Here is a 23,852-nt window from a genome sequence, read left to right on the forward strand (position 1 = left end):
GGAACCGGCACCTCGTTAGGGGGTAGGGGGACCGTTAGGGGATCGTCCCCGTCATGTGCGGCGACCTGCACTGTCGACGTAACGAAACAGCCATTGCACGCGACAAGCCGGGTAACGACACGACGACGGTGCCGTCTGAGAACACGACGGCGGTGCCGTCTAATGGACACGGCGGCGGTGCCGCCCAGATGACACGGCGGCGGTGCCGTCCAGATGACACGGCGGCGCCCGCCCGCCCGGACCACAGGAGTGGAACATGGCTGCAGCGCTCGGCATCGGTGTCGGATCGGTCAATACGGTGGCCGCAGTCGACGCGGACGGGACGGGTGTTGCGGAGGCCTCGGACCTCACCGTCCTGTCACGGGCCAGCATTCTCCACCTCTCCCCCGATCGGGCACCGGTCCTCGGCACCGATCCTGAGGAGCCGGACGCCATCGCGGTCTCCGATTTCGCGAACCGTGTCGGGGATCCGGTGGGGATACTCGCCGACGACGGCTCGACCTACTCGGGCGAGGACCTCGTCGCCACGGCGGTCAGCTGCATCGTGCACGAAGCCGCATCGGGCAGACACGGGATGCCGACCACGGTGGTCACCCACCCCACTGTCTGGTCGCCGTACACGGTCGGTGTGCTGGCGTCGGCGCTGGAACAAGCCGGTGTCGCGGACGCCACCCTGGTATCCGAAGCGCAGGCCGTGACGGCATGGCTCGAGCGAACCCGTGGCACGCTCCGCGACGCGGTGACCGTGATCTACGACCTCGGCGGCACCTCCCTCGACATCACCTTGTTCCGTTCCACCGAGAACGGTGAGGGTGCCGGTGTGCTCGGTAAGCCGGTCCGCTCCGAAGACTTCGGTGGCGCACATTTCGACCACGCCACCATGCAGTACGTACTGGGTAACGTCGCCGAGCAGTTCGGGGACATCGATCCGTTCGCTCCGGACACCGTGGCCGCACTGACCTTGCTGCGCGCGCGCTGCACCGCCGCGAAGGAGGCTCTTTCCTCCGACACGGAGGCCACTATCAGTATCGAGCTTCCCGGAGTCTCCACGGACGTGCGGCTGGTGCGTTCCGAGCTCGAGGACCTCATCGGCGAACCACTTCAGGAATCGGTGACGCTCGTCCGCGAGAGCATCCATGCTGCCGGCCTTGAGTCCAGCGACATCACCCAGGTGGTGCTCACCGGGGGAAGTTCCGCCATTCCGCTGGTCGCCGAGCTGTTGTCCGCGGAACTGCGCGTCCCGGTGATCGCCGCGGAACGTCCGGCGCACACCGCCGCGCTCGGTGCGGCCCTACTCGCGGGCGAGCGCAATGCCGGACGCGCCGCCGCCCCGACCGTCGCCCGGATGCCTGCGGTCGTGCCCGTCGCCGCTGCGGCAGTTCCGGTCGCTCACGTCGACTCCGACGCCGAGACCGTCGCCTTCACACCACGAACACCGGCACCGGTCCTCGCCGATCCCCCACCCACTGGAATGTCCAGGAAGAAGAAGGCCGGCATCATCGCGGCGTCCGCGGCGGCGATCGTGCTACTCGGCGCCGGCGGGCTCTCGCTCGGCACCGCGTTGACCGCCCCGACGGCCGAATCGGACTCGGCCACGTCCCAGTTGTCGAGCACCTCGGGCGGCTCGGCGACGACCTCCGGCACCCCCGCCGAGGCGGCCGCCCCCGGCACGTCGGCAGCGGCAGATCCCGGTGCAGCAGCCGGTGTCGCGGCGACGGGCGTGCCCGGAACCGCCGCTGGTGTCGCCACTCCGGTAGCAGCACCCGGAGCCCCGGCTGCGCCGGCACCGGTCGGACCGGCCCCCGTCCCGGCCGCCCCCGGCGCTCAGCCCGTCGCACCTGCCCCTGCTCCTGCCCCTGCCCCTGCCCCTGCGCCGGCTCCGGCACCGGCACCGGCTCCCGCTCCCGCGCCGGCCCCCGCGCCGGCACCTGTTCCTGTCCAGCCGGACGGCGGCGAAATCGCGAATTCCTTCATAGAGGGAGCGCAGATCGTCGGAGGGTACATACCGACGGCGCCTCAGCAATTACCTGTGCCCAACTTTCCGTCCGGCAACGGCGGATAGGGACCGCCGGTGTCCACACGACCTCCGTCGCCTGCACCCGCCACCCACCGCGACCTCGCGTCGCTCGATGCTTCCCAGCTGTCGGTACTCGGATTGCTGCTGCTCGGGAACGACCCCGACGAGATCGTGGTCGCCGCCGTCCTCGGCATAGAACCCGACGCCGCACGCAGTGTGATCGAGGTGTTGCGCGCGGACGGTTTCGTCGACGACCGTGACACCCTCGTCGAGCCCCATCGCCGCCGTCTCGCCGGTGTCCTCGGCGAGAACCGCGTACACGCATTGGCTCGCCGCCTGCTCACCCATCATGTCGCCGCGGGTACGCTCACCCTCCCCGTCGCCCGGGCAGTGGCCAAGACGGGTGTCCGCAGTAGCGAATTGTCCGAGTTCCTCTGCAGCCGAGCAGAACTGGCCGATCCGGCCGAGGCGGTGTCGCTGTACGGCGACGCCGAACGCGTCGGCCGGCTCGACGACGCCGCCGTTCTCGGTTACGCGGAGGCCTGCGCCCTCAGTGGTGACCTCGACACGGCCGTGGGTCTGGCCGATTCGGTTCTCGAGCGGTCTGCCTCCGTCAGTGATGCGGATCTGGCTGCTGCCGTGCGCGTGTCGGCCGCCGGAGCCGCCTACTGCGGGATGATCGACCGCAGTGCCGAGTTGTACGCCTGGCTGGGCCCGAGCCGGGTGGGTTCGGACGCCTCCGTCGCCGCCTCCGTTCTGGTCGTCGCCGGCCGGCTCGACGAGGCGCAATCCGTCCTCGCCGCGAGCGCCGGTGCGCCTCCGACGGCCACCACCGCCGGTGCCGCCCTCGTCGCAACCGGGCTCGTGCACTCGGTGACCGGTTCCGCGAATGCGGCACTGAACTCCCTCACCCGAGCGCTGTCGTTGCCGGGCCGCGCCGCGCGGCCCCGCGTGCTGCCCGACTCCCCAGCCGCGATCACGGCTCTGGCCGCCCTCCATTGCGGTGAACTCGCCCACGCGGAAGCCGTGCTCGCTCGTGCCCGGGAGAGCGACCGGCCCGGAAGTGTCACCGCGAATCGACACCACCTCCTGACGGCGTGGACGTCCATGGTGCGCGGTGACCTCCCGTCGGCGCAGGCCCGGCTCGATTCGCTCGACGTCGACACCATGCACCAGCGTGATCTTCTGTTCGTCCACGGCCTGCGGGTCGGTTTGGCACGGCGGACCGGTGACAACGCCGCACTGTTGCAGGCGTGGGCCGGAGCGCAGGGGGTTCTCGCCGAGTATTCGGTGGACCTCTTGAGCTTGCTACCCCTCGGTGAGCTGTGGTTGACGTCGATCCGGGTGGGCGAGGCGGCCCGCATCACCCATCTGGTCGAAAACGCGCAGTCGCTCGTACGCACTCTCGGCGAACCCGCCATGTGGGCGTCGGCCCTGCACTGGTACGGCGTCCAGGCCTCGATCCTGGCCGAATGCCCCGCCGATCTGATCCCGCACGCGCGGGCCCTCGGTGAAGCCTCGAAGGTCAGCGCCTACGCCGCCGGCCTCGCCGGTGCCGGGCGAGCCTGGTTGCGGGTGCTGCAGGGGGATATCGATGTCGCAGCCGTCGAGGACGCTGCCCGGACCCTCGATCGGATCGGACTTCCCTGGGATGGTGCGCGCCTGGCCGGAGAGGCCGCGCTGCGCGCCTCCGATACCAGGGTGGCCACCGCGTTGCTCCAGGTGGCGCGGGCCCTCCGCCAGCCGGCAGCGACAGCGACGGGCGCGGAGCCCGCAACAGTTGCCGGTCCGAGTGCGCCGGGCACCCTCACCGACCGCGAAGCCGAGGTGGCCGAGCTGCTCGTTCAGGGACTGACATACAGGGAGATCGGAAGCCGGTTGTACATCTCCGCCAAGACGATCGAGCATCACGTGGCACGGATTCGGCGGCGCCTCGGCGCCGAGTCGCGGTCGGAGCTGCTGTCGATGCTGCGGGCCATGGGACATGGGACCACGTCGGACACCGCACGCTCCTGACGCCGGGAGCGGTGTAACCATTCGACCTCGTCGGGCGACACACTGTGCAGTGGTGCGGTGACGCACCACATGTAATAGTGCGGTGACGCACCTCATGTACTAGTGCGGTGACGCACCCAAAGAATGGTGCGGTGACGCACCCACGACCGTGCGCCCAGTAAGGATCTGCGATGACCACCGGAGTCGGACTCACCGTCGGCCATTCGGTCTCCACTGCGGTGGTGACCGCCTCGGGCACCGATGTGAGAACGATCGAGCATCCGTCCGTCCTGTTCACGGCACCGGACGGCACAGTGCAGCTCGGTGACCCCGGTACGGAGTCGACGGGGTCGGTGCAGGATTTCCTCGCCCGAGTCGGCGAGCCTGCCGGGATCGAGTACGCGGGCACGCTCACCCGGGCGGAAGATCTCGTCGCCACCGCCATGTTCTGTCTCTTCCGCGAGGCGGCCGAGGGGCTGACGGGGACGGTGAAGGTGACCGCCACCCATCCGTCGGACTGGGCCGCGGACACGGTGACGAAGCTCCGCGAATCCCTCGACTACATGGGTCTGCAGCAGGCGACCCTCGTCGCAGAGTCCGTGGCGCTGGCCGCCTCGGACGAGTCGCCGGCCCACGGCGCGGCCCTGCTGGCCGCCGGCTTGGCATTGACTCCCGACGACACCCAGGCCGACACGGAGTCGATCCCGGTGATCGCACCTCCCGTGCACACCGCGTACTCCGCCGTCGCGGATGTGCCCGCTGTCGTCGCCGCGCCGGTCGTCGCAGGTTCGGCCGCGGACCCGTCGGTCGCCACCGGGCCGGCCGCTGTACCGACCGGCTTCACCCCGCCGGTACCCTCCGCGAAGCGCACCACCCGCAGACCGTTGATCTTCGCCGGTGCCGCCGCAGCCGCACTGATCGCCATCGGTGGTGCGGTGGCCTTCGCCCTCACCGACACCGGCAGCACGGCCGTTCCCGCCATCCAGGACGCCCAGACCGCGTCGCTGCTGCCGTCGTCGACAACGACGGCGGTGAAGGCGCCGGTCGTATTTCCCACTGCGGTTTCCGAGGAAGTGCCGGCGACCACCGACGTCGCCCCGCCTCCGTATACGGCGGTCGAGCCGACACCCGTGGCGACGACGTCACAGTTCGTGCCACCGCCCCCGCCGCCGGCGGTTATCACGCTTCCCCCCGTCACCATCGTGACGACGACGATGGCACCGACGACGGTGACCACGGCGCCGACGACGACCACACCGACTACGACGGAGACGTCGACGGAGTCGGTCACGACGACGACCACGACCACGACGGTGGCGGGGGCGGCCGAGTAGAGGCTTCGGTCACACCTCACCGACATGTTTATGCGTTCGTAGCCTAAGGTGGGGCGCTGATACCCACCCAGAAGGAATCCCTCGACATCGGGTTCCGTGCAGAAGGGATTTCATGCGTAACGTGCTGGCGCACCGCGCCGCTGTAGTAGGCGCCTCGGCGATGCTTCTCCTCTTTCCGTTCTCGACCGCCGCCCAGGCAGACCCCGTTACGCAGCCCGACAGCACAACTCAGCTGAGCGCGGACGCGTTGCCGGCCGAACTCGTCGAAGCGATCACCCGCGATCTGAAGATCAGCCCGCAGGAGTACCTCGACCGCGCCGCGAAGGCTCAGGAGCTGGGTAGTTACGCCGAGGATTTCCGAGCCGAGCACCCGGACGGCTTCGCAGGTGCCTGGATCGGGCTCGACGGACAGCCCGTCGTTGCGGTCACCACCACGGAGGCTGCCGCGAAGGCGGCTGAGGCCGGGTATACGACGCGCATCGCGCCGGTCTCCGCGAACGGCCTCGAGAAGACTCTTTCCGACGTGAACGGCTGGATCGCGGGCCTCCCCAAGGATGTCGCCTCGCAGATCAACTCCGCGTCGATCGACGTACTCGAGAACCGCGTCGTCATCGACGTCGTCAATTCACCCATCGGTCAGGCGCTCAACCTGCCGACTCTCCTCGCCAACGTCAAGGTCATGCTGAGTCCCGGCGGCGGCGGTCCGGTCGAGAGGGGCCCCCTCGGCGGCGACACCTACATCACGACGGTGGGTGAACTTCCGAAGACGCCGATCGGCGAGATTTCCGTGTGCTCCCTCGGTTTCAACGGAGTGGACGACAGCGGTCAGTCGTACAACATCAGCGCAGGCCACTGCAATCCTGCGGAAGGCCAGCCGTCCCCCGTATTCCTCCCGAATCACCAGAACGTCGACGACAGCCAGCAGATCGGAGCGTTCTCCCACTCCTCTGTGGGTAACCCCGCCGACAAGCTGGACTACTCGCTCATCAAGCTCAACGACGCCGGCGTTCAGGCCGGCCTCGACCGTCCCGCGATCCGCGGCGCGAACGGCACCGCACTGCAGATCACGGGCACTGCCCGGCCCGTCGTGGGTGCCCCGATCTGCAAGTCGGGACAGACGTCGTCCTTCACGTGTGGTGTGGTGGCCGCCGACCACGTCGAGACGCAGCTGTTCATGGCGGATGGCAGCAATCGTGTGATCAACGGGTTCGCTGGCACCGCCTGCACGCTCGCCGGTGACAGTGGCGGTGCAATCGTCACCGGAACGCTTGCTCTGGGAATCACGAGTGGATCCAACGCCAGTGGGGCGCCGAACTGCACGGAGGCCAACCTGGTCCTGGCCCCCGAGGGCGGTACGGCCAACCTCGGGATACCGGTGGCAGACATCGTCGCGGCAGCGGGTTCCGGCCTGCAGGTCCGCACCAACGCCGACTAGTTCCGCTGTACTTCCACCTCGCCCGGTATCCGTCACTCGGATGCCGGGCGAGGTCGTTTTCGCGGTCCGGGGCTCGAGTCGGATTGTGTGTGTGCCCGTCGGCCGATCGGCCGCAGCCGACAGTGTTACAGGTGGGATTAGACGGCCGGAACCCATATAGTCGACTCCGACTGTGTACGGCCCCACCCGCGGGGGCCGTATTCGTATGCGCCGCGAGCGCCTGCGAACAAACGAACTGAGAAAGGCCCCTATGCGTAGCTCCATCGCACGTCGTGCCGCCGTGTTCGGCTCGGCAGCGCTGCTGCTCCTCGGTCCCGTGACCGCCTCCGCCCAGGCTGATCCGGTCGAACCCGAAGTCTCCGATCAAGCTGCGGCGCTTCCGGTCGAACTGATCGACGCGATCCAGCGTGACCTCGCGTTGAGCCCGGACCAGTACCTGGAGCATGCGGAGCTGGGCCAGAAACTCGCCGAGTTCGCCAAGATCGCCCGCATCCAGTTCCCGGACGCCTTCGCCGGTACCTGGCTCGATGACGCAGGCAACGCCATCGTCGGTGTGGCCGACGGCGCCGACAAGGATGCCGCGGTGGCCGCCGCCCATGAGGCCGGCTTCCAGGTCAAGGACGTGGCCCAGAGTGAGAGCAGCCTGCAGGCGCAGCTGAAGACCCTCGACGGCTGGCTCGACACGCAACCGCCCGCGGTCGCCGACCTCGTTCGCGGTGTCACCATCGACATCGTCAACAACGGCTTGGTACTTCGCGCCGACAACGCAGGTGGCTTGCAGCTTCCCGACTTCCTGCAGGGGGCACGGGTGGTGCAGTCACCGGCCACTGCTGCCCCGCAGCCGTCCACCGACCTCGCACCGATCGCAGAGGTCATGCCCGCCGACTCCCTGCTGGGCGGTGACGCCTACGGGTCGCTGGGTGGTGGCATCGGTCTGCGCTGCTCGCTCGGTTTCAACGGCACCGACAACTCGGGTGGACCGGTGAACATCACGGCCGGACACTGCGACCCCAACCTCGCCGCCGCCGGTACCGCCGACGCGTCCGAGGCGTTCGCGCTCGCCCCGGGCGGGACGGGTCCGCGTGTGGGCACCTTCGCCAAGACGAGTCTCGACATCCACGATTACGCGATCATCCGTGCCGACGCGGGCGCTGCGCACCGATTCGAGAACAACGGTGTCCGGGTACCCGGCGCGGCTCCTCTGGCGATCACCGGAACAGCTGACCCCGTCGTCGGTGCTCCGGTCTGCAAGTCCGGTCTCACCACCGGCTACACCTGCGGTGTGGTGAAGGCCGTCGGCCAGACCGTCACGGTGGGTGAACGCACCCTGGCAGACAGCTTCTCGACGAGCATGTGCGCGTTGCAGGGCGACAGCGGTGGCACCATCGTCACCGGCACTCAGGCCTTGGGCATCTCCAGCGCCTCTAACGTGGGCCAGTACCCCGTGTGCCAGGTCGCGGACGTCGTCACCTTCGTCCTCGGCGAAAGTCCCGAGTTGTTCGCCACCCCGATCAATACGATCCTCGCGGAGAACCCGGGTCTGCGCGTGCGCACGTCGTAACACTCGGCACCAGACATACGACTACGGCCCGTCTCCTCGAGGAGGCGGGCCGTAGTCGTATGTCGAGAATCGTGGGGACTGGCCGTCCAGCGGGACCTCGCGTCGTATCTTTTCCGGCGGTCGGTCGCGGTGATTCAGGCGGTCGGCGCAGGCGGCACGAAGGGCGTGTTGACGGTCACGAGGTACTGGATGCCGAGGATCGCGAGAGCGGCGCCACCCACGACGATGGTTCCGACGAGGCCACCAGCGGCGAAACCTGCCATCAGGCCGCCGAGGCAGCCGACCGGTGCGCCGACGAGTGTCACCGCGAAGAGCCCGCAGCCCACGACCAGACCCACGACCCCGAAGACGACGCCGAAGATCAGGCCACCGATCAGGGTGGCGTATCCGAGGTAACTGTTGAAGTCGGCCAGTGCCTTGTCATCGCGTTCGTCCTGCGTGTCGAAACCCTCGTCGGCCACGGACTTCAGCGACTGCGCGACATCAGCCGGGACGCGGGGCGTGAGACGCAGGGTCCGCTCCGCGAGGTCGACATCGATCGGATAGACCGCCTCCCCCACACGGATGGTGAGCGGAAGCGCGGCGACGACGGTTCCACCGTCGTCCACCACCTCCACCGCGTCCTCGGAGTCGGTGATGCGGAACGTTCCCGCGTCGATGGAGGTGACGACGGATGCGCCCTCGGCGTGGGCCGCGTACCCGATGTCCGGGGAGTCGGCGGTCGGAGCCGGCGCCGCGTGTGTGGTTCCTGCCGAGATCGCGAGCGCTGCCACGACCAGGATCGCGCCGCTGGTGACGGTGCGCAGAGAACCGGCGAAACGGCCGCTCATGCGGCCGGAGCCGGAGCGGCGGGGGGAACGAAGGGGCTGTTGATCGTGTTGAAGTACTGAATCCCGAGCACGACGAGGGCGCCACCGCCCACCACGATGGTGCCGGCGAGTGCGACCACGGGCGCGACGATCAGGGCACCGCCGATGCATCCGGCAACCGGGCCGGCCAGTCCGAGGAAGGGAATCACCAGGCCGGCCGTGCCCGGGATGACGCCGATCGCGCAGCCGATGCCACCACCGATGATCGCCGCGACGATGGCCGTGATAGCCGTCGTGATTCCCAATTGCTGCTGGAAGTCGTCGAGCGCCCGCTTGTCGCGCTCAGCCTTGTCTTGCGGCGCGGCGACATCGTTCAGAGTCAGTCGTTCCGCGACAGGAACGGGGGTCGCGGCCGCGGGATCCATGTTGGGGACCAGCCGAAGGACCTTGGCGGAGTGGTCGACGGCAACCTCGAACGGGTGCTGCAGGTCGTCGACCCGGAAGAAGGTCGGAATGGAGGCCACCACGGCGCCCCCGTCATCGACCACGTCGACCGTGTCGTTCGCGGCGTTGATCGAGAAGAACCCCGCGTCGATGGTTGCTACAGCCGCGTCTCCGTCGCGCGCGGTCTGGTAGTTGATGTTCGGGACGCCCTGCTGCGCGGCCGGCGCCGGTCCCGGCGCGGGCTCGGCGGCCGACGGCGCAGCTGCCAGGGCCATCGCCGCGACGACGAGCATGGAAGTGGCGGTAAACCTTCGAAGAATCATCGAGATCCGTTTCAATGAGCGCAGCGATGGGACGCACGAAGGGTAGCCTAAGCATTCCCCAGATCCGCTAGTCGGCTCAGCAGGTGTGATTGAGCTCACTCACCGAAACGGGAACCGCCCGCCCTCCAGGCAACGGGGGCGGGCGGCGAGAAGAGGGGACGGACGCCTCCTACTTCACCCACTTCGTGGTGCCGGGAGGCGCGTTCAGCGTGTTGATCAGATCGATGCCCGCGACTACCAGCGTGGGACCACCGACAACAATGGTGCCGATGATGGCGCCGATTCCGGCTCCGGTGACACCGAACGGCAGGCATCCGAACACCGCGACGGGAGTGCCGATAGCGCATCCGACGGCGAATCCGAGGATTCCGCCGAGGATCGTGCCGCCGAGACTCCCGACCGTGGTGGCAATTCCCAGTTGCTGCTGAAAGGCCGATTGAGCTCGGGTGTTCTCGTCGATCGAAGCGACGTCGTGCAGCGCGATGGCCTCGATCCGGTCGTCGGGAGCGACGGGCGTGGCTTCGGCCTTGTCGACGCTCGGTGTCAGTCGGAGCGTCTTACCGTCTTCGGTGATCTCCTCCTCGAACGGAAACTCGAGCCCATCGAAGCGGTACGCGAGAGGAAGCGACACTACGGTCGCCCCGCCTGCATCCTTGATCGCGACCGACTCCCCGTCCGAGGAGAGCTCGAACACGCCGGCATCGAGTGTGGTCACGACGGCACGGTCCTCGATGTGCGCCTCGTACCCGATATCGTCGCGAGATTCTGCCGGGTCCGCGACCGCTACCCCTGAGCCCGTCGCCAGGACACCAACCAATAGAGCCGATGTCGTAACGAAACGACGCAACTTCATTCCATCCCCTTAGAGTTTCAACCCCATCCATAAAGAACAGTAACGTGCGCCTGTGACAGATCCCAATTCAGGCACTATTCGATAAATTCGTGCAATCCGATAATGCCGATACCGAGTAGGGACCGACGACCATTCACGAGAATGGAAACCCGGCCAGTCGCCATTTACCGAGCGCGCATCCAGATAATCTCCAGCAAACAGACCGGGAGATGGTTTCGTTGTGGGGCAGCTCTCCGAGCCCGGGCAGCGAACAGCCCCGCCGTGAACGAGCCACGACGGGGCTGAAGCAGGGAGACCGAGACTACTCGTCGCGGTCCGCGTAGATGGAGGTGCCAGGAGCGGCGTTGTACGTCTCCCACAGTTGATAGGCGCTCACACCCAGCGTCGGACCGCCGGCGACGATAGTCCCGACCACTCCACCAATCCCGGCACCGGTCACTAGACCAGGAAGGCACGCGGGTAACGTTGCTACACAACCAATTCCAGCGCCAGCGATGGTCCCGACCAAGCTCCCGACGGTAACCGCGATACCGACCTGAGTACCGAACTGGGCGAAGGCCCGGTCGTTCTCCTCCCGGGAGGCGACGTCGTGGAACGGTAGCGACGACACTGCCGGTGCGCTCGACACCGGCGGGGAAGCGGGCACCGCAACGGGTTCCGCCTGGGAAACTCCAGCAGCTGAAACGATGGCCAGTGCCGTCATTCCCGCTGTGGCTACAGCTTTTCTCACGATCATGGATGCCTCTTTCAGGAACGTCCCGATGAAGTTCTGGAAAACCGTGTTCTGGAAAATCGTGTTCTGGAGAACCGTGTTCTGGATCGGATTGCGCGCTGAGCCCTCCCCGCACGACCCTGAGCAGAGCCGGAAAACACGCTCAGAGTAACAGCGCAGTCACGACCGGAACGTTCAAAAAAGGAAACGCGTTACCGGTTCCATGTTACCGACGGGTAATGACCGGTGTTTCGTAATTCAGTCGAATGACAAGAGCCGCCGATCGATGGAACTCCGCCCGAAAGCCCCAACAAAACTGCAGCAATTGTTATTCGATTGCAACGCCTCGCATCGCCTCCGTGACAGCGGCAGCCCGGTGATGTTCCCGCAGGAGGCCCAGCGAGTCCACATTGCCGCACGCCGGAAAGTGAAGTTAGGACGACCTTGGGAGCGGGGTCACTTTTCGACCACCTAACGTGACTTTCAGTTACGTCCGGTCGGTGCTTCCTCTCACGCCGATTGGATACCCCGACGGTGCTGGTAGACCGTCGAAAAACTCTGGTTACCGGTCAGTAGGATGCTAGTGTTACTGACGGGTAACTTACGACGGGTTACGATCTTGAGCATTCCCGTGGTGGCCCCCGCGCCGCCCTGAAACGAAAGGCCGCGACATGAATGCCCTGACGATCACGTTGGGCACCATCGGCGTGCTGTTGAGCCTCGTGTGTTGGTTCGCCTTCATCGGTGGCGTGCTGAAGACGGTGAGCATCGTCCGCCTGGGCCAACCGGCACCCGACCGCTGGCGACCCTTCCTTCCCCGCTTCAAGCAGATGTGCGTCGAGTTCATCGCCCACACCCGCATGGCCAAGTTCCGCACGGTCGGCTGGGCCCACTGGCTGGTCATGGTCGGGTTCATGCTGGGCGCGGTCGTCTGGTTCGAGGCTTACGGCCAGACCTTCGACCCGGCTTTCCACTGGCCGCTCGTCGGTAACACCGCCGTCTACCACTTCATCGACGAGGTCCTGGGCCTCGGCACGGTCATCGGTATCACCACCCTGATCGTGATCCGGCAGCTCAACCACCCGCGCAGGCCGGAGCGGCTGTCCCGCTTCGCGGGCTCGAACTTCCGCGCGGCGTACTTCGTCGAGGCGGTCGTCCTCATCGAGGGTCTCGGCATGATCTTCGTCAAGGCCGGGAAGATCGCCACTTACGGGCATGCCAACGCGTGGACCGACTTCTTCACGATGAACCTGGCAAAACTGCTGCCCGCGAGCCCCAACCTGGTGGCGGTCTTCGCCTTCGTCAAGCTGATGTCGGGCATGATCTGGCTGTACATCGTCGGCCGCAACATCACCTGGGGTGTCGCCTGGCACCGGTTCGCGGCCTTCTTCAACATTTACTTCAAGCGTGAGGACGACGGCGGCGTCGCCCTCGGTGCGGCCAAGCCCATGATGTCCGGCGGCAAGCCGATCAACATGGAGGATGCCGATCCCGACAACGACACGTTCGGCGCCGGGAACATCGAGGACTTCTCGTGGAAGGGCTGGCTCGACTTCAGCACCTGCACCGAGTGCGGCCGCTGCCAGTCGCAGTGCCCCGCCTGGAACACCGGCAAGCCGCTGTCGCCGAAGCTCCTCATCACGTCGCTGCGCGACCACGGGTCGGCGAAGGCCCCGTACCTGCTGGCCGGTGGCCGCAAGGACATGGGCGGCGACGAGATCGGGCTGGTCGACGGCGACGGCGGCGTGGACGAGGCGAAGCTCTCCGCCATCCCGGAGAGTGCCCGCCGTGAGGCGGAGCGCAAGCTTGTCGGCGAGACCGTCGAGGGCGAGTTGGCGCCGGTCATCGACTCCGAGGTTTTGTGGTCGTGCACCAACTGCGGTGCGTGTGTCGAGCAGTGCCCGGTGGACATCGAGCACGTCGATCACATCATCGACATGCGCCGTTACCAGGTGCTGATCGAGTCGGAGTTCCCCTCCGAACTCGCCGGACTCTTCAAGAACCTCGAGAACAAGGGCAATCCCTGGGGGCAGAACGCCAAGGACCGTCTCAACTGGATCAGTGAGATGGACTTCGACATCCCGGTCTACGGCCAGGATGCGGACAGTTTCGAGGACTACGAGTACCTGTTCTGGGTCGGCTGCGCCGGCGCCTACGAGGACCGCGCGAAGAAGACCACGAAGGCCGTTGCCGAATTGCTTGCCACGGCGGGCGTCAAGTTCATGGTTCTCGGCGCCGAGGAAACCTGCACCGGCGACTCCGCCCGGCGTGCGGGCAATGAGTTCCTGTTCCAGCAGCTGGCCATGCAGAACATCGAAACGCTGAATTCGGTGTTCGACGGCGTCGAGCAGAACAAGCGCAAGATCGTCGTCACCTGCGCCCACTGCTTCAACGCCCTGGGCAACGAGTACCCACAGGTCGGCGGACAGTACGAGGTGGTTCACCACACTCAGCTGCTCAACCGCCTGGTCCGACAGAAGAAGCTGATCCCCGTCGCCTCGGTCGGCGAGGACGTCACCTACCACGACCCCTGCTTCCTCGGCCGTCACAACAAGGTGTACGACGCCCCGCGTGAACTCATGGAGGCGTCTGGCGCGAAGCTGAAGGAGATGCCGCGGCACGGCGAGCGTTCGATGTGCTGTGGTGCCGGTGGTGCCCGCATGTGGATGGAAGAGAACATCGGCAAGCGCATCAACGTCGACCGGGTGGACGAGGCGCTGAGCACCGCAACCACCAAGATCGCGACCGGCTGCCCGTTCTGCCGGGTCATGCTCAACGACGGTGTCACCGCGCGCCAGGAGTCCGGTCAGGGCGAAGGCGTCGAGGTCGTGGACGTCGCCCAGCTGATGTTGTCGTCCATCAAGCGTCTCGACGCGGACAAGCTGGCCGAGAACATCAAGGTGATCCCTCGTGAGAAGCCGGCCGAGCCGCAGAAGCCGGTGGAGCCGGTGAAGGACGAGGCGAAGGCCGAGGTCGTCGAGAAGGAGCGGGTCCAGGAGATCGAGGAGGCGGCCGACTCTCCGGCCGCCAAGCAGGCTCCCGCCGGTAAGGGCTTGGCGATGAAGGGCCTGGCCAAGGCGCCCGGCGCCGCAGCACCTGGTGCGAAGGCTCCCGGGGCGAAAGCTCCCGGCAAGGGGCTTGGCATGGCAGGCGGCGCCAAGGCGCCCGGCGCGAAGAAGACCGCAGCGCCGGCGGCCGAGAGCGCCGAGGCACCTGCCGCAGAGGCTCCGAAGCCCAAGGGCCTGGGACTTGCCGGCGGGGCCAAGGCTCCCGGTGGCAAGGGCCTGCAGATGAAGGGTGCTGGAAAGGCCCCCGGTGCCAAGGCCTCTGCTCCGGCTGCCGGCTCTTCGGCGTCGTCCGAAGCTTCCGCCGAGGCAGCCCCGACCTCCGAGGCACCTGCCGCGGCCGAGGCACCCCAGCCGAAGGGACTGGGACTCGCCTCCGGAGCCAAGGCACCGGGCGGCAAGGGTCTGCAGATGAAGGGCAAGGCGAAGGCGCCCGGCGCCAAGGCCGACGCCGCTCCGACGGCCGATTCTGCACCGGCACCGGCTGCCGAACCCGAGGCACCGTCGACCGCCGAGGCACCTGCCACGGCCGAGGCACCTGTCACCGAAGTGCCGAAGGCTCCCCCGGCTCCGAAGGCCGGCGGCCTCGGTTTCAAGGGCGGCGCCACGGCGCCGGGCGCCCGTCGGGCAGCGGCTCCCCAGGCCGCTGCTCCCCAGCAACCGGCAGGCGAGGCGGACACCGCCGCAGCGTCCGAGGCTGAAGCCGTGAAGACGACAGCGACGAAGGTCGATGCCGTCGATACAGCCCAGGATTCGGCGTCGAACGGTGACGGATCGAACGGCCAGACGCCGGCACCGCCGAAGGCGAAGCCGGGTGGGCTCGGCTTCAAGTCCGGAGCCAAGGCACCGGGTCGCAAGAGCTAGCTCCACTCAGCACGACAACCAGCGCCCCCACCGGAAACGGTGGGGGCGCTGGTTTCGCGGTGTGACCGCCTGATTCGCGTCAGCGACCGGGGGTAACCGACTCTCGTGTCCGCGAGGAAGGAGTCGACATGGCCACGTGTGAGACCTGCGGAAACGAGTACGACAAAACATTCACGGTGACCCGGGGCGATCGATCCGCCACCTTCGACAGCTTCGAGTGCGCGATCTCGGCGATGGCACCCGAATGCTCGCATTGCGGGTGCCGCATCATCGGTCACGGCGTCGAGGTAGAGGAAGTGATGTTCTGTTGCGCCCATTGCGCGGGCGCCGCAGGACACAGCGAGCCGGTCGATCGGGTCGCTCGATGACGACGGACGAAAGTCGAGACACCGATCGCACCCTTCGAAGTGCTGTCACATTCACGTTGTCGGTACTCGGTGCCGCTCTACTGACAATGGTGGTGGCACTCGTGTGGATGTCGACGCAAGCCGGGGGCTGCACGGACTCGATGATGGAGTGTGCCGGAGACGAAAAGTACCTTCTCGTCTTCGGCCCTCCTCTCGTGCTGCTGCTCGGCGGTGTCACGGCCTTCGTCCGCACCTATCAGGTGTGGCGTGCCGGGGGCAGATGGTTCGTCTGGCAGGGCGCCGGCTGGATGTTGTTCGTGCTCATGCTGATCTATGCCGCCGCGTCGTCGCGCGCCCTGCTCGACGTCTGACCGGTTGCAGTCTTACTGTTCTGCGTCCGGACGCCAGAGTTCGAGACGCGGAATGTCGGGCGGTTCGAATCCGAGCACCTGACCGTAGAACGAGAGCTCTGCGTTGCGCGAACTGATCAAGGTGGCGAGTCTCCGGAACCCGTGCGACTCGCCCTCGTACGCGAGGTAGGCGTGGGGTATGCCCTTGGCGACGAGCGCATCCCGGAATCGCTCCGCCTGCGATGGCGGGACGATCGGGTCGTCGAGTCCCTGGAGCAGCAGGACCGGGCAGTTCAGTCCGTCGACGTTGTTCAGGGGAGCACGCTCGGCGTAGAGGTCGGCCGATTCGGGGAGCGGTCCGATCAACCCGTCGATGTACCGGGACTCGAAGTCGTGTGTCTCCTTGACGAAACCGTCGAGCTCGGCCACACCGTAATAGGATGCGCCGCAGGCGAACACGTCGGAGGTGGTCAGCGCCGCCAGCACGGTCCAGCCGCCGGCGGAACCACCCTCGATGGCGAGCCTGCGCGGATCCGCCAGTCCGGCGTCGGCCAGACCGGTCACCGCCGTGACCACGTCGTCGACGTCGACCACACCCCACTGGCCTCGGAGCCGGTTCCGGTACTCACGCCCGTATCCGGTAGACCCGCCGTAGTTCACATCGACGACGCCGATTCCGCGGCTGGTGAAGAACGCGAACACCGGATTGAGGGTCGGTGTCACGCGGGAGGTGGGCCCGCCGTGTACGAACGCCACGTACGGCGGCAGCTCGCCGTCCATGCCGCTGTACAGCGGGTGACGTGGCGGGTAGGCGATCACGTGCACCTCCCTCTCGGGACCCTGGAAGGTCAGCTGCTGCGCCTCGGGGAGGTACGCGGCCTCGGGGAGCTCGGTGACGGACAGGCGGACGGTGCGGAGTGCCCCGGTGTCGAGGTCGAGCTCGCGTAGGCCCGACGGAGCTTTCGCGCCCCCCGTGAGCAGCAATAGGCGATTTCCCTTGCGGTCGGACAAGCCGACCGTGGTGAGACCCTCGAGGGGGATGTCCGTCAGGGAGCCCGTGTCGGGATCGAGCACCGCCAGGGTGTCGGTCCCGAAGGTACGGACGGTGAGCAGAGTGCCGTCTTCATGTCGGGTGTGCCAGCGCGCGCCCAGCATCCACAGCGGACCACCGAAATCTGCGTTCATCGGGCACAGCGCCACGGGGTCCGCACCGTCGGCGCCGAGGCGGTACATGTTCCACCAACCACTGCGGTCGCTCACCACGTGGAGCTCGTCCACTCCCACCCATTCGGGCTGCAGCACCGATTCCTCGGGTCCGCCGAGAAGTGTCCTCACCTCGCCGACCACGCGGCCACCCGCAAGGTCCGCAACCCTGAGCTCGGTACCGTCCCAGGGCATCTGAGGGTGGTTCCACGCGATCCACGCGAGGTGGCGTCGGTCGGGAGACAGTCGCGGATACGCGAGGAAGTCGGACCCGGCCACGACCGACCGAACACGGTCGGGGTCGTCCGCGCCCGACCCGTCCAGAGGAACGACGCAGATGTCGCGGGTGACGCCGCCCTCGGTGTCGTGCATTTCCCGCACCGCCCACACCGCTCCGTCGACGACCGACAGGTCGCCGTAACGCAAGGAGCACGGGTGCGGCGGAACAGGGGTCAGGGGTACGGGCGTCGCACCTTCGAGGAGGTAGAGCCGTTGATCACCGAACTCGGCGAACACGAGATGGCCGGAGTCGGTCACCGTCCAGGCGCCACCGCCGTATTCGTGTACCCGTGTCCGCGCGTTCCACGGGGCAGGCAGCACGTCCTCCGGCTCGTCGTCCAGGCCGAGACGGCGCACGGCCACACGCCCACCTTCGCTGGGGCGCAGCTCCGACCACCACACGTCGTCACCGACGTACCGGCCGCCCTCCACGGGGTGGCCGCTGGACGCGAGGTCCGCCGCCGCGATCGGAGAGGGCCAGGATCCGTAGGGCGCAGAAGTCATTGGCCGAGGATATTCCGCCTCACCTCACTGTGCCGGCAGCCACGCCCCGTGAAGTCCTGCAGGCACCCGGATAGGCAACCGCACCTTGGCCATCGGCCCGGATCCGGGGTCTTCGGCGGGAAGCACGAAGAACCACGACGACATGTCGTTCCGGTCGGTGCCGATCATTCCCCAGTATTCGTGCTCGGCGCCCGGCATGAAGATCGGTTCGCCCACCGACACACTGCCCGGGTCCCAGTGACACTGCGTGCCGCGGACGGTGTCGAAGAACCACAACGAATCCTGCCTGCCCCGGCTGACGTCGAGCTTGCCGACGGTGGCGATCGCGCGATGCGGTGCGGCGAGTTCGCGGTCGTCGACTCGGGGGAACTCGACGTCGCGGTCGGACATGACGTCCTTCGTCAGGTGTCCGGTCTCGGGATCGATGACGACGCGGACCAGTGACCCGGTCGACGGCGCCGGCGCCTTGGCGAACCCACCGGGGTACGTCCACTCCACGTAGTCGACGGACACCTTTCCGTCGGGCAGATCGAAGGCATTGGCGAAGTGCCACACCCAGTACGCGTCACACGTCAGCCAGCGCACGCGGCCGCCGTCGCGCGGAATCAGCGCGATACGCGTTCCCTCCTCGGGCCGCCAGTCGAGCACCGAACCACCGGTCAGCACCGCGGCCATGTCGAAGACGAGGGGGCACAGCATCAACACGATGTACCGCCGCGTCAGGGCCATGTCGTGGATCATCAACGGCGTGTCCACGCCGTCGACCGCCGTCGGCGGGCGGGCCGCCGACCCGTCCGCGGCCACCACCGACCAGGTGAGATACGGGGATTCGAGCATGTAGTTGAACAGCACCATCTCGCCGGTCACCGGGTCGATCTTGGGGTGGGCGGTGCTCCCCACGGACATCGCGCCGTCGCAGTTGTCCGGTCCGAGCGTGCTCAGGTCCTCGGGATTCAACCGGTACGGCAGACTGGTCTCGGCCATTGCCAGCAGTCGCCCGCCGTGCCGCACCACGTTGATGTCCGGTAGTTCGCGCGGTCTGCCGGCGAGTTCGGGCCCTACCTCCTCCACGCCGGGCGTGTACAGGTCGGTGACGCCCGGCCAGATGACGTGCCCCGCCTTCTCCTCCGCCTCCACCATCGGCGTGCGGACGAATCGGTTGGTGTAGCGCGCAGTGCCGTCGGTCACTTCGACGCGATGCACCATGCCGTCGCCGTCGAGGGGATAGATGTAGCTGCCGATCGGGTCGAAGCGCGGATTCGGTCCGTTGCGGAGGTAGGCACCCTGAAGATCGCCGGGCAGTTCGCCGATCACGTCGAGGCCACCCACGTCCACCTCCTCGCGTTGGGGCTCGAATACGCCCGTGAGGTGGGTGTGGTGCACGACGTCGACGGGTGCGGGACGGGTGAATTCCGGTGCGGACATCTTTCTCGTGCCTCCGGGTGACTGTGGGCGTCGGCCGAATCGGACCTCTTGTCGAGGGTACGGTGACCTTCCTCACATGTGCCTGCTTTTTCGCGGGTCGACCACCTCCGACCAGGGCGCTCGTACCGACCAGTAGAAATCGAGTTGCCCAGGGGTGGGAGAATGGCGGTCGTGAGCAACCCAGACCACGGCCATCACCGCACACCGCCACGCACGCTGGAGCAGTCGACCAAGCTCCAGAACGTGCTGTACGAGATTCGTGGACCGGTACACGCCCACGCCGCCCGGCTCGAGGCGGAGGGACACCGGATCCTCAAGCTCAACATCGGCAACCCCGCGCCGTTCGGTTTCGACGCGCCCGACGTGATCATGCGCGACATGATCGCGGCGCTCCCCTATGCGCAGGGTTACTCCGAGTCGAAGGGCATCCTGTCGGCCCGTCGGGCGATCGTCACCCGCTACGAACTGGTCCCCGGCTTTCCCGAGCTCGATGTCGACGACATCTACCTGGGTAACGGTGTCTCCGAGCTCATCACCATGACGATGCAGGCCCTGCTCGACAACGGTGACGAGGTGCTGATTCCCGCACCGGACTACCCGCTGTGGACGGCCATGACCAGCCTCGCCGGTGGCACTCCCGTCCACTACCTCTGCGACGAGGGCAACGACTGGAATCCCGACATCGCGGACATCGAGTCGAAGATCACCGAGAAGACCAAGGCGCTGCTGGTCATCAACCCGAACAACCCCACGGGTGCGGTGTACTCGATGGAGGTGCTGCAACAACTGGTCGATCTGGCACGCAAGCATCACCTGCTGCTGCTCGCGGACGAGATCTACGACAAGATCCTCTACGACGACGCCAAGCACATCTCGCTGGCCACGCTCGCGCCCGACCTGCTGTGCCTGACCTTCAACGGCCTCTCGAAGGCGTACCGGGTGGCGGGTTACCGCTCCGGTTGGGTCGCCGTCACCGGTCCCAAGGCGCATGCTGCGGGCTTCCTCGAGGGGCTGGACCTGCTGGCGTCCACCCGACTGTGCCCCAATGTTCCGGGTCAGCACGCCATCCAGGTGGCGCTCGGCGGTCACCAGAGCATCGAAGATCTGATTCTGCCCGGCGGGCGACTGCTCGAGCAGCGGGACGTGGCGTGGGAGCGGCTCAACATGATCCCCGGGGTCTCCTGCGTCAAGCCTCGAGGCGCGCTGTACGCGTTCCCCCGTCTGGACCCCAACGTGTACGAAATCTACGACGACGAGAAGCTGGTCCAGGACCTACTCCTGCAGGAGAAGATCCTGATGGTGCAGGGCACGGGGTTCAACTGGCCGGACCACGACCATCTGCGGATCGTGACACTGCCGTGGGCTCGCGATCTCGCTGTGGCCATCGAGCGGTTCGGTAATTTCCTCACCAGCTACAAGCAGTAGGATCGAGGCACAGCAAGCGACACGCGCGTCGCTTGCGTGTCTTCCGGGGGAACACATGGTCACCAGCACCCGCGCGCGTTTCGGACAGTTCGTCTACAAGCGACGGCGTTTGCTGAACCTCACGCAGGACCAGGTCACGGCTGCCGGTGGCCCGTCCGACGCGGCGCAGACCCGCGCCGAGAACGGGACCGGGCCGGACCCGAGCATCGAGACTCTCCGCAAACTGGATGTCGCGCTGCGCTGGGCCCCCGGGAGCGCGGCCCGGACGCTCGAGGGCGGCAGTCCCACTCCCCTCGAGGCCCTGGACGCTGATGAGCGGTCGGCGCCGTCCCGCCCGCTGACGCTGGGGCCGTCCGAGATACCGCTGAGCCTGGACACGATCATCGAGATCCTCGGCCCACACACCCGGATCACCAAGCTGAGTGCGGCTCATCCGGAGGTGCCGGGATTGGCCGACGCGGCGGCCGACCTCAGCCGGGTGGTGTCGAAAATCACCGGCGCTTACGTCACCCGTTTGCTCGAGGTCAACGGAGGTCCGGCCGGCCCCCGACAGCCACTGATCGAGTTCGCCTTCGGCCATCTGCTCGAGGAACCCTCCACCGCGGACGACCCGCACGAGCGGGAGGAAGCCCTCTACCGCCGCTTCCTCTACGGGCGGGAAGAGGGCCTGGATGCCGCCATGCGCGAGCGCTTCTGGCGCCGATGGGAAGACGCGGTGAGACTGAAAGACACCGACCACCCGGAACGTAGCGGCGACACGGAGGTGACAGCATGAACGGCGTGCCACTGTCGGTGCGGGTCAACCGCCTCTTCGCGCTGGCCCACGAACTCGACGACCCGGAGCCCGGGACAGAGGTCGTCGCCGCGAGCGTTTCCCGCATACTCGGGAGAATCGTGGAGCCCTCGGTCATCGATTCGTTGCGGCGCGGCGAGGAGCACGCGGCCCAGGCAGAGGTGCTCCGGGCGGTCGCCCAGCACTTCTCGGCACCAGAGCAGTACCTTGCCGCCGACGGGTACGGCGATTACGACACCCTCGTGCGCTTCAAGATCGCCGTCCGGGACGCCGGCGTGCAGCATCTGTCGATGCGCTCGCTCGATGCCGCCGCGCTCCCGACTGCAGACGAGATGGAATCCTTGATCCCGGTTCTGGAGAACTTGCGGCGAACCCCCGGCCGCCCGGCGTAGCCCTGTCCGGCGGTCGTCACACGGTCATCCGGGACGGGAGCTGCTTGCGCCCACCGAACTGCGGTAGCCGCCGCTCCCACAGTGTTGCGGCCACCTGTTCGGCGTCGTGCCAGTGATCGGCCAGCTTCGCCAGCTCCCATGGTTCGCCGCCGATGTCGGACGACCACGAGTGTGCGAGCACGCCGGTGCCGTGCGCCGAGTGGCCGGCGATGCGGGCTCTGCACGCCAGGTGCAATCGGGTGGCCACGACCACGGGCGCTGCACTGCCCGCCTGGTGGCCCAGTTCGAACACCACATGCCGGTCCAGGATGAGGATTGCGTCTCGGATCTCGACGCCCATTCGGTCCAGACGATCGTCGGCCGACAAGGTGCGGCGGTCTTTGCGGCGTAGCTCGAGCACCACTTCCGGGACGGCTTCCGTCAACGTTCGCCACATCGGCAGTAGCCGCCTGGAAACTCGCCACGAACGGTAACGGCGACCGGCCGCCCGCAGCGCGGGTCCCAACGCGATCAGGGCTCCGGCCGACACCGCGAACAGCCGGATGAAGGCTCCCGAGTCGTAGTATGTTTCGGTGAATGTGGTGCCGTCGCTGACGGCCTTGCTCACGCCCGTCACCATGACGGTTGCCATGTCGGCCATCTCGAACAGGGACAATCCGATGACGGCCAGGAATATGCGGCGCTCGCGCCCGGCCACCGCGCTGCGCACCGCTTTCAGCGAGATCCACAGATTGAGGCTTGCGGCCCCGAAGATCGGCGACGCATAGGTGAGGCAATATGCCGCAAAACGCCAGCCGCCTTCGTCCGCGAGGGAAACTCCTCGCGAACGCGCAGGCGCGCTCAGAACGACCATGACGGCCCCCGCGACGAGCGCCGCCGACAACGCGAACACGTGAATTCGGGGAAGTCTCTCGGAACCCAGCGCCCACACGGAGAACAGGCTGATCAACGATGCCGCGGTCAGCATGATGCAGACACTGCCGAGGACTCGCGTGAGTTCGTGACCGAATTGGCCGTCGACGAGGTCGCGGATCGCCGGACGCCCGAGGACGAGCGACAGCGACGCGAAGACGAGCGCCGCATTCAACCTGCGCTCGGCGACCGTCGACCGGACGAGGATCAGCCGGAGAAGGGTTGTCGCCCAGGCAATCGACAACAGAGGCAACGTCACGTAGGCGGGAGGCGCGTACACGAGGTCAGAACGTTCCGAGTATCCGCGAGGCCCGCGGGTCACCGCCGGTGTCGCACATCGTCGATCGCCGGCCGCTCATGATCAGCGTGGCGAGAAGTTCTGCGTCGTACTCCTGGTCGTTCGAATAGTTGGAGCGACCGAACACTTTGACCACGTCCGTCGTGTCCACGGACGGCGCCGCCTCGGCGAGGACTCTCGAGTCGACGGAGGTATCACCGATCGCAGTGCGATCGTGGCCGAGTTCCATGTGCGCCAGCTCGTGGCAGATGATGTGCGTGGCATGTACGTCCGACGTCCCGGCAGCGTAGAGGATGACGTCGTCGGTGGCCCGTGCCAGCCAGAGGCCGAAATGACCGCCGCGGACGAGCGCGTGCGCAACCGGAACGACGAGGATGGGGCGTCCGCGGCGCCGCGCGACGTTGTTCACCAGTTCGTCCCTGTTCCAGGGCACGGGAAGGTCCATCTGCGCCACGATCCGGCGAAGATGGTTCCTGGACCGCGGCAGCCGCGAAATACGCATGGGGACACCT

General features: G+C 67.1%; 19 protein-coding genes. 11 read left to right on the forward strand and 8 right to left on the reverse strand.

Translation table 11 applies throughout. From position 1 onward, the window contains the following. The first annotated feature begins 256 nt into the window (after nucleotides 1-256). From R4P95_RS16185 to R4P95_RS16205, 5 genes are all read left to right on the forward strand, one after another. Nucleotides 257-2,062, forward strand: coding sequence for an Hsp70 family protein (locus R4P95_RS16185; protein WP_317745967.1), 1,806 nt, complete (start codon nucleotides 257-259; stop codon nucleotides 2,060-2,062). Nucleotides 2,063-2,071: 9 nt separating this feature from the next. After that, a complete protein-coding gene (locus tag R4P95_RS16190) occupies nucleotides 2,072-4,033 on the forward strand; it encodes a LuxR C-terminal-related transcriptional regulator (protein WP_317745966.1) in 1,962 nt (653 codons plus the stop codon). Between the two features lie 170 nt (nucleotides 4,034-4,203). Further along, a complete protein-coding gene (locus tag R4P95_RS16195) occupies nucleotides 4,204-5,346 on the forward strand; it encodes a hypothetical protein (protein ID WP_317745965.1) in 1,143 nt (380 codons plus the stop codon). A 112-nt stretch (nucleotides 5,347-5,458) separates the two neighbouring features. Next, complete coding sequence (locus R4P95_RS16200) at nucleotides 5,459-6,781, forward strand: S1 family peptidase (RefSeq protein ID WP_317745964.1); 1,323 nt, start codon at nucleotides 5,459-5,461, stop codon at nucleotides 6,779-6,781. Nucleotides 6,782-7,031: 250 nt separating this feature from the next. Then, nucleotides 7,032-8,342, forward strand: coding sequence for a S1 family peptidase (locus tag R4P95_RS16205; protein ID WP_317745963.1), 1,311 nt, complete (start codon nucleotides 7,032-7,034; stop codon nucleotides 8,340-8,342). A 134-nt stretch (nucleotides 8,343-8,476) separates the two neighbouring features. On the opposite strand, the gene R4P95_RS16210 is transcribed toward R4P95_RS16205, so the two are convergent. The 4 genes from R4P95_RS16210 to R4P95_RS16225 form a co-directional block, all read right to left on the reverse strand. After that, on the reverse strand, nucleotides 8,477-9,172 hold the full coding sequence (locus R4P95_RS16210) for a hypothetical protein (protein ID WP_213576723.1): 696 nt from the start codon (nucleotides 9,170-9,172) through the stop codon (nucleotides 8,477-8,479). Next, nucleotides 9,169-9,918, reverse strand: coding sequence for a hypothetical protein (locus tag R4P95_RS16215; protein ID WP_213576722.1), 750 nt, complete (start codon nucleotides 9,916-9,918; stop codon nucleotides 9,169-9,171). The genes R4P95_RS16210 and R4P95_RS16215 overlap by 4 nt, the downstream gene beginning before the upstream one ends. Before the next feature lie 169 nt (nucleotides 9,919-10,087). Further along, complete coding sequence (locus R4P95_RS16220) at nucleotides 10,088-10,771, reverse strand: ammonium transporter (RefSeq protein WP_317745962.1); 684 nt, start codon at nucleotides 10,769-10,771, stop codon at nucleotides 10,088-10,090. 301 nt (nucleotides 10,772-11,072) lie between these two features. Further along, complete coding sequence (locus R4P95_RS16225) at nucleotides 11,073-11,507, reverse strand: hypothetical protein (protein WP_213576720.1); 435 nt, start codon at nucleotides 11,505-11,507, stop codon at nucleotides 11,073-11,075. Between the two features lie 647 nt (nucleotides 11,508-12,154). Between R4P95_RS16225 and R4P95_RS16230 the strand changes: the two genes are divergently transcribed. The 3 genes from R4P95_RS16230 (at nucleotide 12,155) to R4P95_RS16240 (ending at nucleotide 16,130) form a co-directional block, all read left to right on the forward strand. Beyond that, nucleotides 12,155-15,412 carry a (Fe-S)-binding protein gene (locus R4P95_RS16230; protein ID WP_317745961.1) on the forward strand — a complete coding sequence of 1,086 codons (3,258 nt, stop codon included), beginning with the start codon at nucleotides 12,155-12,157 and terminating at the stop codon, nucleotides 15,410-15,412. Nucleotides 15,413-15,540: 128 nt separating this feature from the next. Then, a complete protein-coding gene (locus tag R4P95_RS16235; protein WP_109332862.1) occupies nucleotides 15,541-15,780 on the forward strand; it encodes a hypothetical protein in 240 nt (79 codons plus the stop codon). After that, nucleotides 15,777-16,130: a hypothetical protein gene (locus R4P95_RS16240; RefSeq protein WP_213576718.1), complete on the forward strand. Its 354-nt coding sequence runs from the start codon at nucleotides 15,777-15,779 to the stop codon at nucleotides 16,128-16,130. Before R4P95_RS16235 ends, R4P95_RS16240 begins: the two co-directional genes overlap by 4 nt. A gap of 12 nt (nucleotides 16,131-16,142) precedes the next feature. Here the strand turns inward: R4P95_RS16240 and R4P95_RS16245 are convergent, their stop codons facing one another. Together R4P95_RS16245 and R4P95_RS16250 are read right to left on the reverse strand one after the other, a co-directional pair. Further along, nucleotides 16,143-18,095 (reverse strand): prolyl oligopeptidase family serine peptidase, encoded by a 1,953-nt coding sequence (locus R4P95_RS16245; RefSeq protein ID WP_317745960.1) that lies wholly within the window; start codon nucleotides 18,093-18,095, stop codon nucleotides 16,143-16,145. A gap of 24 nt (nucleotides 18,096-18,119) precedes the next feature. Further along, nucleotides 18,120-19,520, reverse strand: a complete 1,401-nt coding sequence (locus R4P95_RS16250) for a carotenoid oxygenase family protein (protein WP_317745959.1) — start codon at nucleotides 19,518-19,520, stop codon at nucleotides 18,120-18,122. A 162-nt stretch (nucleotides 19,521-19,682) separates the two neighbouring features. Between R4P95_RS16250 and R4P95_RS16255 the strand changes: the two genes are divergently transcribed. From R4P95_RS16255 to R4P95_RS16265, 3 genes are read left to right on the forward strand one after another with little or no spacing between them, the layout of a single operon-like run. Beyond that, the gene (locus R4P95_RS16255) at nucleotides 19,683-20,945 is read left to right on the forward strand and encodes a pyridoxal phosphate-dependent aminotransferase (protein ID WP_109332866.1); all 1,263 of its coding nucleotides are present in this window, start codon (nucleotides 19,683-19,685) and stop codon (nucleotides 20,943-20,945) included. 55 nt (nucleotides 20,946-21,000) lie between these two features. Next, nucleotides 21,001-21,720, forward strand: a complete 720-nt coding sequence (locus R4P95_RS16260; RefSeq protein ID WP_317745958.1) for a helix-turn-helix domain-containing protein — start codon at nucleotides 21,001-21,003, stop codon at nucleotides 21,718-21,720. Continuing rightward, nucleotides 21,717-22,130, forward strand: a complete 414-nt coding sequence (locus R4P95_RS16265) for a hypothetical protein (protein WP_317745957.1) — start codon at nucleotides 21,717-21,719, stop codon at nucleotides 22,128-22,130. Before R4P95_RS16260 ends, R4P95_RS16265 begins: the two co-directional genes overlap by 4 nt. Before the next feature lie 16 nt (nucleotides 22,131-22,146). Here R4P95_RS16265 and R4P95_RS16270 read toward each other — a convergent pair whose 3' ends face one another. Together R4P95_RS16270 and R4P95_RS16275 are read right to left on the reverse strand one after the other, a co-directional pair. After that, a complete protein-coding gene (locus R4P95_RS16270; protein WP_317745956.1) occupies nucleotides 22,147-23,322 on the reverse strand; it encodes an MAB_1171c family putative transporter in 1,176 nt (391 codons plus the stop codon). Between the two features lie 4 nt (nucleotides 23,323-23,326). Further along, nucleotides 23,327-23,842 (reverse strand): hypothetical protein, encoded by a 516-nt coding sequence (locus R4P95_RS16275; RefSeq protein ID WP_317745955.1) that lies wholly within the window; start codon nucleotides 23,840-23,842, stop codon nucleotides 23,327-23,329. Between the last annotated feature and the right edge of the window lie 10 nt (nucleotides 23,843-23,852).

It is taken from the genome of Rhodococcus sp. IEGM 27 (genome assembly GCF_033142305.1).
Classification (GTDB): Bacteria; Actinomycetota; Actinomycetes; order Mycobacteriales; family Mycobacteriaceae; genus Rhodococcus_F; species Rhodococcus_F oxybenzonivorans.